Annotated in this window: 19 protein-coding genes; 10 read left to right on the forward strand and 9 right to left on the reverse strand. The window is 72.4% G+C overall.

Annotated features, from left to right (window positions below):
- The 4 genes from AX737_RS25260 to fabD all read right to left on the reverse strand — a co-directional run.
- Window positions 1-587: beta-ketoacyl synthase N-terminal-like domain-containing protein (locus tag AX737_RS25260; RefSeq protein ID WP_280949102.1), on the reverse strand; the 587-nt coding region annotated here is incomplete at its 3' end.
- Between the two features lie 94 nt (window positions 588-681).
- A complete protein-coding gene (locus AX737_RS25265) occupies window positions 682-921 on the reverse strand; it encodes an acyl carrier protein (RefSeq protein WP_066926221.1) in 240 nt (79 codons plus the stop codon).
- 333 nt (window positions 922-1254) lie between these two features.
- Window positions 1255-1992, reverse strand: coding sequence for a 3-oxoacyl-[acyl-carrier-protein] reductase (gene fabG / locus AX737_RS25270; protein ID WP_066926224.1), 738 nt, complete (start codon window positions 1990-1992; stop codon window positions 1255-1257).
- 11 nt (window positions 1993-2003) lie between these two features.
- On the reverse strand, window positions 2004-2939 hold the full coding sequence (gene fabD, locus AX737_RS25275; protein ID WP_066926227.1) for an ACP S-malonyltransferase: 936 nt from the start codon (window positions 2937-2939) through the stop codon (window positions 2004-2006).
- Between the two features lie 251 nt (window positions 2940-3190).
- Between fabD and rpoZ the strand changes: the two genes are divergently transcribed.
- The 6 genes from rpoZ (at window position 3191) to AX737_RS25305 (ending at window position 10523) form a co-directional block, all read left to right on the forward strand.
- The gene (gene rpoZ, locus AX737_RS25280) at window positions 3191-3604 is read left to right on the forward strand and encodes a DNA-directed RNA polymerase subunit omega (protein ID WP_066926230.1); all 414 of its coding nucleotides are present in this window, start codon (window positions 3191-3193) and stop codon (window positions 3602-3604) included.
- Window positions 3605-3728: 124 nt separating this feature from the next.
- Window positions 3729-4811 carry an acyltransferase gene (locus AX737_RS25285; RefSeq protein ID WP_066926233.1) on the forward strand — a complete coding sequence of 361 codons (1083 nt, stop codon included), beginning with the start codon at window positions 3729-3731 and terminating at the stop codon, window positions 4809-4811.
- A gap of 128 nt (window positions 4812-4939) precedes the next feature.
- Complete coding sequence (locus tag AX737_RS25290) at window positions 4940-7171, forward strand: bifunctional (p)ppGpp synthetase/guanosine-3',5'-bis(diphosphate) 3'-pyrophosphohydrolase (protein WP_066926236.1); 2232 nt, start codon at window positions 4940-4942, stop codon at window positions 7169-7171.
- 316 nt (window positions 7172-7487) lie between these two features.
- Window positions 7488-8207, forward strand: coding sequence for a response regulator (locus AX737_RS25295; RefSeq protein WP_066926270.1), 720 nt, complete (start codon window positions 7488-7490; stop codon window positions 8205-8207).
- Complete coding sequence (locus tag AX737_RS25300) at window positions 8204-9601, forward strand: ATP-binding protein (protein WP_066926239.1); 1398 nt, start codon at window positions 8204-8206, stop codon at window positions 9599-9601. Before AX737_RS25295 ends, AX737_RS25300 begins: the two co-directional genes overlap by 4 nt.
- A gap of 52 nt (window positions 9602-9653) precedes the next feature.
- On the forward strand, window positions 9654-10523 hold the full coding sequence (locus AX737_RS25305; RefSeq protein WP_066926242.1) for an NAD(P)-dependent oxidoreductase: 870 nt from the start codon (window positions 9654-9656) through the stop codon (window positions 10521-10523).
- Window positions 10524-10530: 7 nt separating this feature from the next.
- Here AX737_RS25305 and AX737_RS25310 read toward each other — a convergent pair whose 3' ends face one another.
- From AX737_RS25310 to AX737_RS25325, 4 genes are all read right to left on the reverse strand, one after another.
- The gene (locus AX737_RS25310) at window positions 10531-10788 is read right to left on the reverse strand and encodes a hypothetical protein (protein ID WP_066926245.1); all 258 of its coding nucleotides are present in this window, start codon (window positions 10786-10788) and stop codon (window positions 10531-10533) included.
- The gene (locus AX737_RS25315; RefSeq protein ID WP_238231780.1) at window positions 10788-11195 is read right to left on the reverse strand and encodes a putative toxin-antitoxin system toxin component, PIN family; all 408 of its coding nucleotides are present in this window, start codon (window positions 11193-11195) and stop codon (window positions 10788-10790) included. The genes AX737_RS25310 and AX737_RS25315 overlap by 1 nt, the downstream gene beginning before the upstream one ends.
- Window positions 11196-11261: 66 nt before the next feature.
- Window positions 11262-11768, reverse strand: coding sequence for an MmcB family DNA repair protein (locus tag AX737_RS25320; RefSeq protein ID WP_066926252.1), 507 nt, complete (start codon window positions 11766-11768; stop codon window positions 11262-11264).
- 70 nt (window positions 11769-11838) lie between these two features.
- Window positions 11839-12360 carry a DedA family protein gene (locus AX737_RS25325; RefSeq protein WP_066926256.1) on the reverse strand — a complete coding sequence of 174 codons (522 nt, stop codon included), beginning with the start codon at window positions 12358-12360 and terminating at the stop codon, window positions 11839-11841.
- A 138-nt stretch (window positions 12361-12498) separates the two neighbouring features.
- On the opposite strand from AX737_RS25325, the gene pdxY reads away from it, so the two are divergent.
- The 4 genes from pdxY to AX737_RS25345 all read left to right on the forward strand — a co-directional run bounded on the left by pdxY (window position 12499) and on the right by AX737_RS25345 (window position 15917).
- Window positions 12499-13347, forward strand: coding sequence for a pyridoxal kinase PdxY (gene pdxY, locus AX737_RS25330; protein WP_066926273.1), 849 nt, complete (start codon window positions 12499-12501; stop codon window positions 13345-13347).
- Between the two features lie 48 nt (window positions 13348-13395).
- On the forward strand, window positions 13396-14283 hold the full coding sequence (locus tag AX737_RS25335) for a PhzF family phenazine biosynthesis protein (protein ID WP_197430718.1): 888 nt from the start codon (window positions 13396-13398) through the stop codon (window positions 14281-14283).
- On the forward strand, window positions 14276-15028 hold the full coding sequence (locus AX737_RS25340) for an NUDIX hydrolase (protein ID WP_066926262.1): 753 nt from the start codon (window positions 14276-14278) through the stop codon (window positions 15026-15028). Before AX737_RS25335 ends, AX737_RS25340 begins: the two co-directional genes overlap by 8 nt.
- A 91-nt stretch (window positions 15029-15119) precedes the next feature.
- Window positions 15120-15917, forward strand: a complete 798-nt coding sequence (locus AX737_RS25345) for a 3-hydroxybutyrate dehydrogenase (RefSeq protein WP_066926265.1) — start codon at window positions 15120-15122, stop codon at window positions 15915-15917.
- A gap of 72 nt (window positions 15918-15989) precedes the next feature.
- Here the strand turns inward: AX737_RS25345 and AX737_RS25350 are convergent.
- On the reverse strand, window positions 15990-16286 hold a 297-nt coding region (locus tag AX737_RS25350), incomplete at its 5' end, for a CsbD family protein (RefSeq protein WP_066926268.1).

The raw sequence follows: 16286 nt of genomic DNA on the forward strand, positions 1-16286 counted from the left end.
CCGCCCGCCACCATCACGTCGGCGTCGCCGAAGGCGATCAGCCGGGCCGCGTCGCCGATGGCGTGCGCGCCCGTGGAGCAGGCGGTGACGACCGCGTGGTTCGGGCCCTTGAGGCCGTGGGCGATCGAGATCTGGCCCGAGGCCAGGTTGATGATGCGGCCCGGGATGAAGAACGGGGAGACCCGGCGCGGGCCCTTCTCGTGCAGCGTGATCGAGGCGTCGTAGATGCCGCCGATGCCGCCGATGCCCGAGCCGACGAGCACGCCGGTGGCGCACTGGTCCTCGTGCGAGGTCGGGTGCCAGTCGGCGTCGTCGAGCGCCTGGTGGGCGGCGGCGATCGCGTAGACGATGAACGGATCGACCTTCCGCTGCTCCTTCACCTCCATGTAGGCGTCGGGGTTGAAGGTGCCGTCCGTGCCGTCGCCGAGCGGGATCTGGCAGGCGATCTTGCAGGCGAGATCCTCGGTCTCGAAGGAGGTGACCTTGGCCGCCCCGCTGTCGCCCGCGATCAGACGGCTCCAGACGTGCTCGACACCGCTGCCGAGCGGCGTGACCATGCCCAGACCCGTGACGACCACCCGCCGCATCGCACTATCCCGTTTGCCACACTCAGAAACGAATAACGGCGCGCGGGGCGTTTGGCCCCGTCCGCGCCGCGTTTTTTGGGTCGAGCCCGGCGCCTCAGGCGGCCGAGTTCTTCTCCAGGAACTTCACCGCGTCGCCGACCGTCTGGATGGTCTCGGCGGCGTCGTCCGGGATCTCGACGTTGAACTCCTCCTCGAAGGCCATGACCAGCTCGACGGTGTCGAGGCTGTCGGCGCCGAGGTCGTCGATGAAGTTGGCACCCTCGACCACCTTCTCGGGCTCGACGCCCAGGTGCTCGACGACGATCTTCTTCACGCGCTCAGCGATATCGCTCATCGTTTCCGGTCCTCGTCTTCTTGATCTGATCGTCGTGTTGCTGGTGAAGGCGTTTCGGGCCGTAACCGACCCTACCGAACCGGTCGAGCGTTGCGCGAGCCGCCCCAAGCCGGTCGCGCGCCGTCCCGTCGCTCGCGGGGTTTGTCTTGGACTGTTAACCCGCGGAGCCGTCAACCCCCCATGCCCGGCGGACGGGGTGTTAACACAGCGTTCCCGCCCTGGCGAGGGGCGGTTCAGCAGGCGTTCATCTCCCCAATATCCACAAGGGGGACAAGGCGTTGCGGGGATGCATCACACCCGCGCCGTCACACCATCGCCGTCACACCATCGCCGTCACACCATCGCCATGCCGCCGTTGACGTGGAGATTGTGCCCCGTGACGTAGGCCGCCTCGTCGGAGGCGAGATAGACCACCGCCGCGCCGATCTCCTGGCCCGTGCCGAGCCGGCCCGCGGGCACGCGGCCGAGGATGCCCTCGCGCTGCTTGTCGTTGAGCACGTCGGTCATCGGCGAGGTGATGAAGCCGGGGCTGACGCAGTTCACCGTGACGTTGCGGGAGGCGACTTCCGCGGCCAGCGCCTTGGTGAGGCCCACCAAGCCGGCCTTCGCCGCCGCGTAGTTGGCCTGGCCCGGATTGCCCGTGGTGCCCACCACCGAGCCGATGTTGACGATGCGGCCCGCTCTCCGGCGCATCATGCCCTTCAGCGCCGCGCGCGAGAGCCGGAAGGCCGCCGTCAGGTTCACGGTGAGGACCTGCTCCCACTCCTCGTCCTTCATCCGCATGGAGAGGTTGTCGCGGGTGATGCCGGCATTGTTGACCAGGATGTCGAGCGGGCCCATTGCGGCCTCCGCGGCCGGGACCAGCGCCTCGACGGAGTCCGCTTCGGCGAGGTTTGCCGGGACGATGTGGGCGCGCGCGCCGAGTTCGGCGGCCAGCGCCTCCAGCGCCTCCGCCCGGGTGCCGGAGAGCGCCACGCTCGCCCCTTGCGCGTGCAGCGCCCGGGCGATGGCGTTACCGAGGCCGCCGGTGGCGCCGGTGACGAGGGCCTTGCGGCCGGTGAGATCGAACATGCTCGGATTCCTCAGAGGCTGAAGGCCGCGACGTCGTCGGGCGTGCCGATCGCCGTGGCCGTGGCGCCCGCCGCGATGCGCTTGACGAGGCCGGAGAGCACCTTGCCGGAGCCGACCTCGTAGAACCGGTCGACGCCCGCCTCCGCCATCGCCGCGACGCTCTCGCGCCAGCGCACCGTGCCGGTGACCTGGGCGACGAGGTTGCGCCGGATCGCGTCGGGGTCGGATTCGGGGGCCGCCGTCACGTTGGCGTAGAGCGGCACGCTCGGCGCCCGGAGCGCGACTTCGGCGAGCGCCGCCCGCATCGCCTCGGCGGCGGGCGCCATCAGCCGGCAGTGGAAGGGCGCCGAAACGTTGAGGAGCACCGCGCGCTTGATCCCGCGGGCCTGCGCTCCCGCCACCGCGCGCTCGACCGCGGCCCGGTGGCCCGAGAGCACGACCTGCCCCCCGCCGTTGTCGTTGGCGACGTCGCAGGCCTCCTCGTCCGCGGCCTCGGCGGCGATGGCCTTGGCGGCCTCCAGGTCCGTGCCGATCAGCGCCGCCATGGCGCCGGCCCCGGGGGCGACCGCCCGCTGCATGGCGTCGCCCCGGACGCGCAGGAGGCGGGCGGCGTCCGCGACCGTGAGGCTGCCCGCGGCGGCGAGCGCCGCGTACTCGCCGAGCGAGTGGCCGGCGACGCATCGAACGTCCCGGGCGAGGTCGAGCCCGCGCTCGGCCTCCAGCACGCGGACGCCTGCGAGGCTCGCGGCCATCAGGGCGGGCTGGGCGTTGGCGGTCAGCGTCAGTTCGTCGGCCGGGCCCTCGAACATCAGGGCGGAGAGCTTTTGCCCCAGCGCGTCGTCGACCTCATCGAAGACCGCGCGGGCCTGCGGAAAGGCCTCGGCGAGCGCCTTGCCCATGCCGACCGCCTGGCTGCCCTGTCCGGGAAAGATGAGTGCGCGCGCCATGGTTGAGATTGCGGCTCCGCTTGTCGAATCAACGCCTTGGGTGGGGCGGCGCAGTCGCACCGCGCCTGCCCCAAGTCAATCGTGCGGTGCGCAAATCCGTGCGGACCCGCCGAGCCCTGTCAGCGCCCGAACGGGAAAACCGCCCTCCGTCAAGCCCCGGCCAAGCCGTTGCGCTTGTTGGCAGACCGCATCGGGTGTAAGAGGCCCCCCACAATCCGACATCCCGCACGCGTATAAAGGAGCCGCCCCGCATGGCTCGCGTCACCGTTGAAGACTGCATCGAGAAGGTCGAGAACCGCTTCGAGCTGGTTCTGCTGGCGAGCCACCGGGCCCGCCTGATCGCCGCGGGCGCGCCGCTCACCATCGACCGCGACCGCGACAAGAACCCGGTCGTGGCGCTGCGCGAGATCGGCGACGAGACCATCACCGCCGACGACCTCAAGGAGCAGCTGATCCACTCGCTGCAGAAGTACGTCGAGGTGGACGAGCCCGAGGCCGAGACGGTGCCGCTGCTCTCCAGCTCCCCCGCCGCCGCGGCGGTCGCGCCCCAGTCGTCCTCGGACGACAGCGCGGTGCAGTTCGACCGCATGAGCGAGGACGACCTGCTGCGCGGCCTCGAGAACCTCGCGCCCCCGGTCGAGACCGAGGAAGACACCGGCGAGTGAGCCCATCCGCGCCCCGGCGCGCGCGTCGGCCCGGCGGCAACGCCGGGCCTTTTTCGTATGGCGATACCGCGCGCGGGTCCCGCCCGCCCTGGCGCCGGGCCGTAAAGCGCCTCAGAACGGGCCCATGACCATCGCGCGCATCGCGGGAAACGCCGGCGCCCGGAACGCCGCCCTCGACGGCCTGCGCGGGCTGGCCGCCCTCGCGGTCGCGGTCGGGCACTGCAACCTCGCGGTGACCGGGCTCGACCTCTGGGGCCGCACGGTCCGCGACTTGGCCGGGATGTCGGCGGAGGCGGTCGGCCTGCGCCTGCTCTACCTCGTCGCCCCGAGCGACGCGGCCGTCACGCTCTTCTTCGTGCTGAGCGGGCACGTGCTCTGGGAATCCTTCCTGCGGGGCCGCCCGGGTCCCGCCGAGGGGCCGGACTACCTCGTCGGGCGCGCCTACCGGCTGCTGCCGGTGGCCATCGCCAGCGCGCTGCCGCTCGGGCTGATCCTCAACGCCTCGGCGGGCGAACTCGTCGCCAACATGCTGCTCCTCAGCACCAGCATGAACGGCGTGCTCTGGTCCCTGCAGACCGAGGTTTTGTGCAGCCTCGCGCTCTTCGGCGCGTGGCTGCTGGCGGGCGATTCGCGCGCCCGCCTCGTCGCGTTGCTGCTCTCCGTCCTCGTTGCCGCGCCGGCCTTCCGGGGCAGCAACCTCTTCCTGTTCTTCCCGGCCTTCCTGCTCGGCGCGCTGGTCGGCGCCTGTCCCGGCCGGATCTGGGCACGGCGCTCCACCCTGGTCGCCGGCCTCGCGCTGCTGACGCTCGCGAGCTTCGTGCTCTCGCACGGCGCGGTGGCGCGGCCCTTCGAGATGCTCGGCGCGGCCGTCGTCATCGCCTGCCTGCGCGCCCGGCCGCCCGCTCTCCTCTGCGCGCGGCCGATCCTGTTCCTCGGCGCGGTCAGCTACCCGTTCTACCTCTGCCACACGACGGGGCTCGAACTCGCCGTGCGGCTGGAGCCCGCCCTGGGCCTCGCCGACCCCGTCGCCCGCGTCGCGGTGCTGGCCCTGCTGTCGATCCCCGTCGCGCTGGCGCTGGCGTGGTTCCTCCACGTCGCGGTCGAGCGGCCCGCCATGCGGGTGCGCCCGCGCCTCCGGCAAGGCCGCGCCGCGGCACCGCCGTCCTACGAGCACGCCCCCGACCGCGCCCCCGTTGCGGAGACCTGAGCGGCCCGCGCGGGAATCCGACCTGATGCGACCGCGTGCATCTGGCGTCCGCGCGTGCGATGCGGGAGACTGCGCCGTACGGCCGAGTGGGCCGGGATCGGACTGAGGGCAAGGGTCTGTCTCGCGTTATGATGCGCCAGTACGAACTCGTGGAGCGGGTGAAGCGCTACAACCCGGCCGCGAACGAAGCCCTGCTCAACCGTGCCTACGTCTACGCGATGCGCGCCCACGGCACGCAGAAGCGCGCCTCGGGCGACCCGTTCTTCGCCCACCCCCTCGAAGTCGCGGCGATCCTCACCGACCTCAGGCTCGACGACGCCACCATCGTGGCGGCGGTGCTCCACGACACCGTGGAGGACACCGCCGCCACGCTCGACGAGATCCGCGAGCTGTTCTCGCCGGAGATCGGCGCGCTCGTCGACGGCCTGACCAAGCTGAAGCGGCTCGACCTCGTCTCCAAGCAGGCGGCGCAGGGCGAGAACTTCCGCAAGCTGCTGCTCGCGGTGGCGGCGGACGTGCGGGTGCTCCTCGTCAAGCTCGCCGACCGGCTGCACAACATGCGCACGCTCGGCCACATGCCGGCCGAGAAGCGCGCCCGCATCGCCCAGGAGACGCTCGACATCTACGCGCCGCTCGCCGGCCGCATGGGCATGCAGGAACTGCGCGACGAGCTGGAAGACCTCTCGCTGCGCAACCTCAAGCCCGACGTCTACGAGACGATCACGCAGAGGCTGAGCGCGCTCTCGCAGAAATCGGAGCGGATGGTCGAGACCATCGAGCAGGACCTCACCGCCAAGCTCGCCGCGCAGGGCATCCGGGCCTCGGTGACAGGGCGGCTGAAGAAGCCGTTCTCGATCTGGTCGAAGATGGAGCGCAAGTCCGTCGCCTTCGAGCAGCTGTCCGACATCTTCGGCTTCCGCGTGGTCGTGGACACGCTGCCCGAGTGCTACGCGGCGCTCGGCGTGGTGCACACCGCCTGGCCGATGGTGCCGGGCCGCTACAAGGACTACATCTCGACGCCGAAGCAGAACGACTACCGCTCGATCCACACCACGGTGATCGGGCCGCGCTCCCAGCGCGTCGAGCTCCAGATCCGCACGGAGGCGATGGACGAGATCGCCGAGTACGGCATCGCGGCGCACGCGCACTACAAGGAGGCGGCCGCGCGGGGGGAGGCGGGCGTGCACCCGAAGCTCGCCACTGAGAGCGGCGCCTACCAGTGGCTGCGCCGCACCATCGAACTCCTGGCGGAGGGCGATTCGCCCGAGGAGTTTCTCGAGCACACGAAGCTCGAGCTCTTCCAGGACCAGGTCTTCTGCTTCACCCCGAAGGGCCGGCTGATCGCCCTGCCGCGCGGGGCCACGCCGATCGATTTCGCCTACGCGGTGCACACGGACGTCGGCAACACCGCCGTCGGCGCCAAGATCAACGGGCGGATCGTGCCGCTGCTGCACGAACTGACCAACGGCGACGAGGTCGAGATCGCCCGCTCCGACGGCGCCGCGCCGCCCGCCGCCTGGGAATCCCTCGTCGTGACCGGCAAGGCGCGGGCCGCGATCCGCCGGGCGACGCGCTCGGCCGTGCGGCGGCAATATGCCGGGCTCGGTCGCCAGATCCTCGACCGCGCCTTCGAGCGGGCCGGCAAGAGCTTCTCCGAGGACAAGCTGCGCGGGGCGCTGCCCCGTCTCGCCCGGGGCTCGACCGAGGACGTGTTCGCGGCGGTGGGCCGGGGCGAGATGTTCTCCGGCGACGTCGTGCGGGCGGTCTACCCCGACTACAAGGACGAGCGCCGCGCGGCGGCCTCCAGCGCGCCGCAGCTGCCCGTGAACGGGGCGGGCCGGCTCACCCGCTCGAAGGACCAGACCATCCGCCTCACCCTGCCGGAGGGCGACGGCCGTGCCGACCCGAACGCCATCCCGATCCGCGGCCTCGACGGCGACCTGCCGGTGAGCTTCGCGCCGAACGGCGGCGCGGTGCCGGGCGACCGCATCGTCGGCATCCTGACGCCGGGGCAGGGGGTGACGATCTACCCGATCCAGTCGGCCGCGCTCGCCGCCTTCGACAACGAGCCCGACCGCTGGATCGACGTGCGCTGGGACATCGAGGGCCCGGCCACCGAGCGCTTCCCGGCCCGGATCGCCCTGCAATCGATCAACGAGCCCGGCACCTTCGCGCAGATCGCCCAGGTCATCGCCGACCACGACGGCAACATCGACAACATCTCGATGAAGCGGCGCACGCAGGACTTCACCGACATCACCATCGACATGTCGGTCTGGGACCTGCAGCACCTCAACGCGATCGTGGCGGAGCTGCGCGGCAAGCGCGCGGTGAGCCGGGTGGAGCGGGTGAACGGGTAGGACGCGCGCTCCTTCGGGCAAAGCGGAAGGCTGATCGACCAAGTCCTGTCTCGGGTAGCACGAGTCCCCTCTCCCATAGGGAGAGGGGGCGCGGCGCGGTTCGGGCGCGATCCGGAACGAGGTGGCCGCCCTGTGCGATAGGGCTGTTCGGGGGGACGGAAGCTATCCCGACGAAAGGAATCCGTCCCGGACCGTTGCCGAACGTATCCGCCGCCCGTCCGGAAACGCGCGGTTACAAATTTGCACCGGCCCGCCCGCTTCGATATCCAGAAAACCCAGGCATAACAGCGGCATGATCGCCGTCGAACACGCGCCGATGTCCGCACCCGCCAGCCCCCACATCCTCGTCGTCGAGGACGACCGGGAGATCTCCGCCCTCGTGGCGCGCTACCTGCGCGGCAACGAGTGCCGCGTGACGGTCGCGGGCGACGGGCGCGAGATGGACCGGGCGCTGGGCGACGCCCGGGTCGATCTCATCGTGCTCGACATCATGCTGCCGGGCGAGGACGGGCTCGCCCTGTGCCGGCGCCTGCGCGCCACCTCGGCGATCCCGATCCTGATGCTGACCGCCAAGACCGAGGAGATCGACCGGATCGTCGGGCTCGAACTCGGCGCCGACGACTACCTCGCCAAGCCCTTCAACCCGCGCGAGCTGCTGGCCCGGATCCGCGCGATCCTGCGGCGGAGCACGGCGAGCGCGCCCGACGACGACGGCGTGCGCAAGCTCCACTTCGCCGGCTGGACCCTCGACGTGGCGCTCCGGCAGGTGCTGAGCCCGGAGGGCGCGCGCGTGGCGGTGACGGGCGCCGAGTTCGACCTGCTCCACGCGCTCTGCCTGCGCCCCGGCCGCGTCCTCTCCCGCGACCAACTCCTCGACCTGACGCAGGGGCGCGCCGCCGGCCCGTTCGAGCGCAGCATCGACGTGCTGATCAGCCGGATCCGCCAGAAGATCGAGCGCGACACGCGCAACCCCGAGATCATCCGCACGATCCGCTCGGGCGGCTACCTGTTCACCCCGGAGGTCACCCGGTCATGACGTTCGCGGGACTTCGCGCGCGGCTGCGCCCGCGCAGCATCGCCGGGCAGATCGTCCTGCTGATCGTGGCGGCGATCGCGGTGGCCCATGTCGTGGCGACGCTGGCCTTCGTGATCCTGCGCGAGCCCTGGCGGCCGGACGACCGGCCCGGCGTGATGGTCGGGCGCGCCGCGACCGTGGCGCGGCTGCTCGACGCCTCCGAGCCCGGGAGCCGGGACGCGCTCATCGCCGCCTCGGCCCGGAGCCTGCCCACCCTCGAGATCGCGCCCTGGGACGGCCAGGACGGCCGGGCCGAGTTTGACCACGCGGTGATCCGGCGGCTCCGCGACGGCTTCGGGCGCGCGCTCGCCATCACCGATCTCGGCTCCGAGACGCGTCGCGGCGACCCGGTGCTGCGCCTCGGCATCCGGACGCCGGCCGGCGCCAGCTTCCAGGTCGTGGTGCCCGACGACCCGCTCACCCCGCCGCGGCAGGGCGCCATCATCTTCACCTTCGTGTTCCTCGGGCTGACGCTCGCGCTGCTCTCGCTCTGGGCGACGCGGGCGCTCACCGCGCCGCTCGCGCGCCTCGAGGCCGCCGCCGAGGCCTTCGGCACCCGCGACGACCACGCCGCCGTGCCCCAGGCGGGGCCGCGCGAGGTGCTGGCGGTCTCGCGCGCGCTGGACCGGATGCGCGCCCGCGTGCGCCGCCTGATCGACGACCGCACGCAGATGCTCGCCGCGATCAGCCACGACCTGCGCACGCCGATCACGCGGCTGCGCCTGCGCGCCGAGTTCATCGAGGACGAGCACGCCCGTGCCGCGACCTTGCGCGACCTCGACCAGATGAACGGCCTCGTGGAGGCCGCGCTCTCCTTCGTGCGCGACGGGCAGGCCCGCGACACCGGCAGCCACACCCTGGTCGATCTCGCCTCGGTGGTGCAGACGGTCTGCGACGGGTTCGCCGACATCGGCGCCCGTGCCGCGGTGGAGCGCAGCCGCCACGTGCTGGTGCGGGGCCGGGCCGACGACCTGCAGCGGGCGATCACCAACCTCATCGACAACGCCGTGAAGTACGGGGGCGAGGCCCGCGTGCTGATGGAGACGACGCCCCGCGGGGTGCGGGTGGAGGTGCGCGATTCCGGCCCCGGCATCGCCGAGGCCGAGCGCGAGGCGATGCTCCAGCCCTTCGTGCGCGGCGATCGGGCCCGCAACCTCAACGACGCGACGGGCTTCGGCCTCGGCCTCTCGATCGTGCAGGCGATCGTCGAGGCGCATGCGGGCCGGCTCGTGCTCGAGAACAGGCCAGAGGGCGGCCTCGCGGCTTCGATCGAGCTGCCGCTCGCCGCGCGGCAGCCGCCCGAGCACGAGCCTGAGCCTTTGCGGGCCCCGGAGACCCTCGGCCGCGCCGCCTGAGCCTTCTCGCGCCCTCCCGCGTTGTCGGGATATCGACAGAGGAGGAACGCGGATGGATGTCGGCTTCATCGGGCTCGGGCGCATGGGCCGCGCGATGGTGGGCAGGCTGGTCGCGGCGGGCCACACGGTCCGGGTCTGGAACCGCTCGCCCGGCGCCTCCGAGGGTCTGGCGGGGGTGATCCCGGTCGCGAGCCCGGCCGAGGCCTTCCGGGGCGACGCCGCGCTCACGATGCTCGCCGACGACGCGGCTTTGCGCGCCGTGATCGTCGAGGGCGGCCTGCTCGATCAGCCCGATCGCCCGGGCCTGCATCTCGGCATGAGCACGATCTCGGTGGCGCTGGCCCGCGACCTCGCGGCGATCCACGAGCGGGCCGGCGTGCCCTACGTCTCGGCCCCGGTCTTCGGGCGGCCGGACGCGGCCGAGCGCGGCGCCCTCAACATCGTGGCCGCCGGGCCCGAGGCGGAGATCGTCCGCGCCGCGCCCCTCCTCGACGCGATGGGCGCCAAGACCTGGCGCTTCGGCACCGAGCCGGCGCGGGCCAACGCCGTGAAGCTCGCCGGCAACTTCATGCTGATCTCGGCGATCGAGGCGATGGGCGAGGCCTGCGCCTTCACGGAGGCGCACGGCGTCCCGGGCGCGGACCTGCTCGACCTCCTCACCAGCACGCTCTTCGCCGCGCCCGCCTACAAGAATTACGGCGCGCTGATCGCGGAGGAGCGCTACGAGCCGGCGGGCTTCGCGCTCCGCCTCGGCGCCAAGGACGTGCGCCTCGCCCTCCAGGCCGCCGAGGTGGCGGGCGTGCCGATGCCCTTCGCGAGCGCGGTCCGCGACGGCCTGATCGAGGCGATCGCCCACGGCGACGGCGAGAAGGACTGGTCGGCGCTGGCGCGCGTCTCGGCGCGGCGCAGCGGGCGCGCCTGAAGGACGCTCAGCCGGTCGGATCCCATAGATCGTCCGGAGCCGGCGGCTGACCGCCCTCCCTGTTCATGAAGCGGTCGAAGGCGGCCGGGTCACCCTGCTTCGACCGCTCCGAGAAGTAGTCGGCCGTCTTCAGGGCGGCGAGCTTCTCGGCGACCGCCGTCACGATGAATTGGTTCAGGGTCGTGCCGTCCGCGCGCGCCACCGTCTCGGCAGCTTGTTTCAGGGAAACGGGAAGGCGGAGAGCGTAGTTGCCGCCGGCTGCCATCAGGATCTCCTCAGAACATCCGCGGGCCCGAGCAGCGCGATGCCGAAATCTGCCGGGACGGTGCCGAAATCGGCCCGGTTGAACGTCACTATGGCATCCGCTCGACCGTTGACGGCAACTTCCAGCACCATGTCGTCGCCCGGGTCACGCAGCCGCGGTCGCCACAGATAGTGGATCTCGATCGGCTCGATGCAACCGGCGAGAACGTCGAGCACGTTCATCACGTCGGATCGTGAGGCGCCTGCGGCCGCCAGATGCTCGGCTCGCGTCACCACGGCCTCGTACTCGATGAAGAGCGGCACGCTCGCGAGCATCCGATATCGCCCTGCCTTCACGCGTCGGACAAGTTCGGCGGATCCACCCTGTGGGCTGCGCAGGGAGGCGACGACGATGTTCGTGTCGAGCACCAAGCGCATATCGCCGATGATATGAGCTTCTCGGGCCCCGTCAATCGAGCGCGCCGATGGCCGGTGTTACAGCGCGCCTTCCCGCACCGCTCCGGGATCGGCCAGCGCGTGCAGCAGGCGGGCGGCGCTGTGGGCGAAGCGCAGCGTCACCGCCTTGCGGCGCGCGCCGCTCAGCGCGTGCTCCGGCGCCTCGCGCACGATGCCGGCCCCGAAGGCGTCCGCGACGATGAGGCCGCATTCCTCCGGGATCAGGGATTCGGGCACGCTGTCGGGGATCGCGAAGAAGAACCGGTCGCAGAAGTCGCGGTAGTCCGGCCATTTCCGGTCGGCCCGGAAGTCGGCCACGCTCGACTTGATCTCCACGATGGTGAGCCGGCCCGCCCCGCACAGCGCGATCACGTCGGCCCGGCGGCCGTTGACCAGCGAGAACTCGGGCAGCGTCGCGCAGCCCATCTCCGAGAACAGGCGGCGCACGCCGCGCTGGAGCCGCAGCGCGGTCGGCGACTGGCGCCCGTCGGGGGGCAGAACGAGGTCGGGCGAAGGGTCGAGCTTGCGGGCGGCGAGGGCGGGCATCGGCACTGTTCCGTTTCGGAACACTCTGCCAAGACCGCACCCGGTCTGTCACCTGCGGCAGGTCGGCGCCTCAGCCCCGGAACCACGTCAGCAGACCCGCCCCCGGCGCGAGCAGCACGAAGGCCCAGACGTAGCCCGAGGTCCAGTTGGCGACCTGGAAGGGCAGCGGGCGCACGCCGAACGTGCCGGCGATCAGCGGCACCACGGCGCGGGCCGGGCCGACGAAGCGCCCGAGCGCGACCGAGGCCGCGCCCCAGCGGGCGAGGAAGGCCTCGCCGCGGGCCACCATGTCCGGATAGTTGCGCATCGGCCACATCCGGCGCACGCTGTCGCCGTAGTGCCGTCCGAACGCGTAGGAGAGCCAGTCGCCGAGGCCCGCACCCGTGCCGGCCGCCAGCACCACCGGCCAGAGCGCGATGTCGGCCGCGCCCACGATCGCCCCGATGCCGACGAGGATCACGGTGGCCGGCACCAGCAGCGACAGGAAGGCGATCGACTCGCAGAAGGCGCAGACACCCGCGAAGAGCGGCGCCCACGCCTTGTGTGTCTCCACGAAGCCGAGGGCCGTGGTCCGCAGGGCTTCGAGATCCATCGGGCATCCGTCACGGCGAGGGTGAGCCGCGATCTGGGGCGGGTCGCGCCGTGGTGCAAGCTCCGCCGTGCGCGCGGGTGCGGCGCCCGCGCAAAGGCGCTAACAGGCAGGGTCCGTCGCGAGAGAGGTTTGCGGCCCGTGAAGGTCCTGTCGATCCAGTCCCACGTCGCCTACGGCCATGTCGGCAACGCCTCCGCGGTGTTCCCGATGCAGCGGCTCGGCGTCGAGGTCTGGCCGATCCACACCGTGCAGTTCTCCAACCACACCGGCTACGGCGCGTGGCGCGGGCGCGTCTTCGACGGGCCCTCCATCGAGGAACTGGTCGCCGGCATCGGCGAGCGCGGCGTGCTCGGCACCTGCGACGGCGTGCTCTCCGGCTACATGGGCTCGGCCGATATCGGCACCGCGATCCTGGGCGCGGTCGCGGCGGTGCGCGCGGCCAACCCCGCGGCGCTCTACTGCTGCGATCCGGTGATGGGCGACATCGGCCGGGGCGTCTATGTCCGGCCCGGCATCCCCGAGTTCATGCGCGAGCAGGCCGTCCCCGCCGCCGACATCGTGACCCCGAACCAGTTCGAGCTGGAGGCGCTGACGGGCCTCGCGACGCACACGCTCGCGGGCGCCAAGGCGGGTGTCGAGGCGCTTCGGGCGATGGGGCCGCGCGTGGTGCTCGTTACCTCGCTGATCACGGAGGCCACGCCCGCCGGGTCGATCGACCTGCTGGCCGGGGAGGGCGGCCAGTTCTGGTGCCTGCGCACGCCCCGCCTCGGCCTCGACGTCAACGGCGCGGGCGACTGCATCGCCGCCCTGTTCTTCGTGCACTACGCCCGTACCGGCTCGGCGGCGCTGGCGCTGGGCATGGCGGGCGCCTCCGTCTACGGTCTCCTGAAGCGCACGATGGAGGCCGGCTCGCGCGAGATCCTCACGGTCGCCGCGCAGGAGGAGTTCGTCGCCCCGAGCGAGACGTTTCCGGTCGCGCCCGTCTGAGCCCCGTCCTTCGAAGCCCTCCCGACGCCACGACCAGGGATGCCCGTCATGAGCCGCCGCTTCGCCACCCTCGACGTGTTCACCGACGCGCCGCTCGCGGGCAACCCGCTCGCCGTGGTGCTCGACGCGGAGGGGCTCGACACGGCGGCGATGCAGGCGATCGCCCGCGAGTTCAACCTGTCGGAGACGGTCTTCGTCTTCCCTCCGGCCGAGCCGCGGCACCGGGCACGGCTGCGCATCTTCACGCCGACGCGCGAATTGCCCTTCGCCGGCCATCCCACCGTCGGCACCGCCGTCCTGCTCGCCCTGCGGGACGCCCGGGCGGAGGCCGCCGACGCGGTCGCCTTCGGCCTGGAGGAGGCGATCGGCGTGGTGCCCTGCGTGGTCGAGACGGGCGCGGGCCGGGGCCGGGCGCGCTTCAGGCTGCCGGTCCTGCCGAGCTATCTCGGCGAGCCGGAGGCGGCGGAGGCGCTCGCCGCCGCGCTGGGCCTTGCCGCCGACGAGATCGGCTTCGGCCGTCACCGGCCGAGCCGGCACGGGGCGGGCCCGGCCTTCACCTTCCTGCCCGTCGCCTCGCTCGAGCGGCTCGACGCGCTGAGCCCGCTCGGCGTGCCGGCGGGCTTCGCGGAAGGGCTCTACGCCTACGCGCCCGATCCGGAAGGGCTCGGCCGGCGCTACCGCGCCCGCATGTTCGCCCCGCGCCTCGGCATGCCGGAGGACCCGGCCACCGGCTCGGCCGCCGCCGCCTTCGCGGGCGTGCTGATGCAGTTCGAGACGCTCGGCGACGGCACGCACGACGTGGCGATCCGCCAGGGCGAGGCCATGGGCCGCCCGAGCGGGATCGACCTGCAGGTGGTGGTCGAGGCCGGCGCCCTGCGCGCGGTCGAGATCGGCGGCGGCGCGGTCCTCGTCTCGGAGGGCGCCCTGCATGTCTGAGGGCCGGCCCTACGGGTTCGAGGTGGTGCGCCTCGCCCATATCGAGGCGCGGCTGGTGGCCTACGACTGGGCCTGGGCGCGCGACAACGCGGAGCGCATCGCCGAGAACTGGCGCCGCCGGCTCGCTCTGCAGCCCGGATTGTTCGACGGGCCGGTGCTGCTCGCCTGCCTCTGCGCCATCGCGGACGGCGCCTGCCGGGTGGATTTCTTCGAGACCCGCTACGCGGCCTTCCTCGCCTACCGGGACGGGGGCTCGCCGGACGGCCACGTCGCCAACGCCTTCGCGGCGGTGGTGCCCTGGAGCGCCGACGGCGCCGTGCTCCTCGGCGAGATGGGCGCGCACACCGCCAATGCGGGACAGATCTACTTCCCCTGCGGCACGCCGGACCGGGACGACGTGCGCGGGGCGGTCGTCGATCTCGCGGGCAGCGCCGTGCGCGAGCTGCGCGAGGAGACCGGCCTCGCCCTGCCGGGCGGGGTCGCGGACGCGATGGCGGGGGAGTGGGCGCTGCTGCGCGGCGACGGGCAGCTCGCCTTCCTGTACCCGGCCCGCTTTCCGGAGAGCGCCGCGGCGCTCGCGGCCCGGATGGAGCGGCACCGGCTGGCCGAGACCGAGCCCGAGCTGGAACGCGTCGTCACCGTGCGGGCCGCCCGCGAGATCGACGCGGGCCGGATGCCGCCCTTCGTGCGGGCCTATCTGGCGAGCGCCTTCACGGATGCCGCGGTGGCGGACGTGACGCCCTGAGCCGGCCGTCGCGCGGCCGGCCTTGTCCTCGGCGCCGCGCGGCGACAGGTTGCCCCCGGAGAAGTGCGCCCGCGCGAGCCCCGGAGATCCCATGTCGTCCACCGCCCCGCTCACCTCGAAGACCGCGATCGTCACCGGCTCGACCAGCGGTATCGGGCTCGCGATCGCCCGCGGCCTCGCGCAGGCGGGCGCCGACGTGGTGCTCAACGGATTCGGCAAGCCGGAGGAGATCGAGCAGGCACGCGCCGGCATCGCGTCCGCGTTCGGCGTGCGGGCGCACTATTCCGACGCCGACATGACCAAGCCCGACCAGATCGCCGCCATGGTGCGCGACGCCGAGGAGCGTTTCGGCACGGTCGATATCCTGGTGAACAACGCCGGCATCCAGTTCGTCTCGGCGATCGAGGAGTTCCCGGGCGAGAAGTGGGAGCAGATCATCGCGATCAACCTCTCCTCGGCCTTCTACGCCATGCAGGCCGCGATCCCCGGCATGAAGCGGCGGGAATGGGGGCGCATCATCAACACGGCCTCGGCGCACTCGCTCGTCGCCTCGCCCTACAAGTCGGCCTACGTGGCGGCCAAGCACGGCATCGCGGGGCTCACCAAGACGGCGGCACTCGAACTCGCCCCCCACAAGGTCACGGCGAACTGCATCTCGCCCGGCTACGTCTGGACGCCGCTCGTCGAGGCGCAGATCCCCGACACGATGAAGGCCCGCGGGCTGACGAAGGAGCAGGTGATCGACGACGTGCTCCTGAAGGCGCAGCCGACGAAGGCGTTCGTCACGGTCGATCAGGTCGCGGCGCTGGCGGTGTTCCTGTGCTCGGACGCGGCGAGCCAGATCACGGGGGCGAACATGACGATGGATGGGGGCTGGACGGCGCAGTAGCGCAGCCGCGTTCTCCGCGGATCCCCTCTCCCCGCGTGCGGGGAGAGGGGAGGCAAATCCGTCGACCTCGGCTCAGCGGCGGCCGTGCAGCAGCAGCGCGAGGCCGTAACCCACGGCGCCCGCCAGCACGAGGGCGATCAGCGGGTTCTCCTCGACGCGCGAGCCCACCGCCTCGCGCCCCTCGCGCAGGTACGAGCCGCCGCGGTCGTAGGCGTCGCGAGCGTAGCTGCCGGCGTTGTCGGCCACGTCGCGGACGGTGTCCTTGGCCTGGCCGTAGAGGTTCTGCGCGGTGCCCTGGGCCTCGCGGTAGCGGCCCTCGACCGAGTCCCGGTTCGAGCCGACGAAGTCGCCCGCCGCGCCCTGCGCGCG

This window comes from Methylobacterium sp. CCH5-D2 (assembly GCF_001556475.1).
Classification (GTDB): Bacteria; Pseudomonadota; Alphaproteobacteria; order Rhizobiales; family Beijerinckiaceae; genus Methylobacterium; species Methylobacterium hispanicum.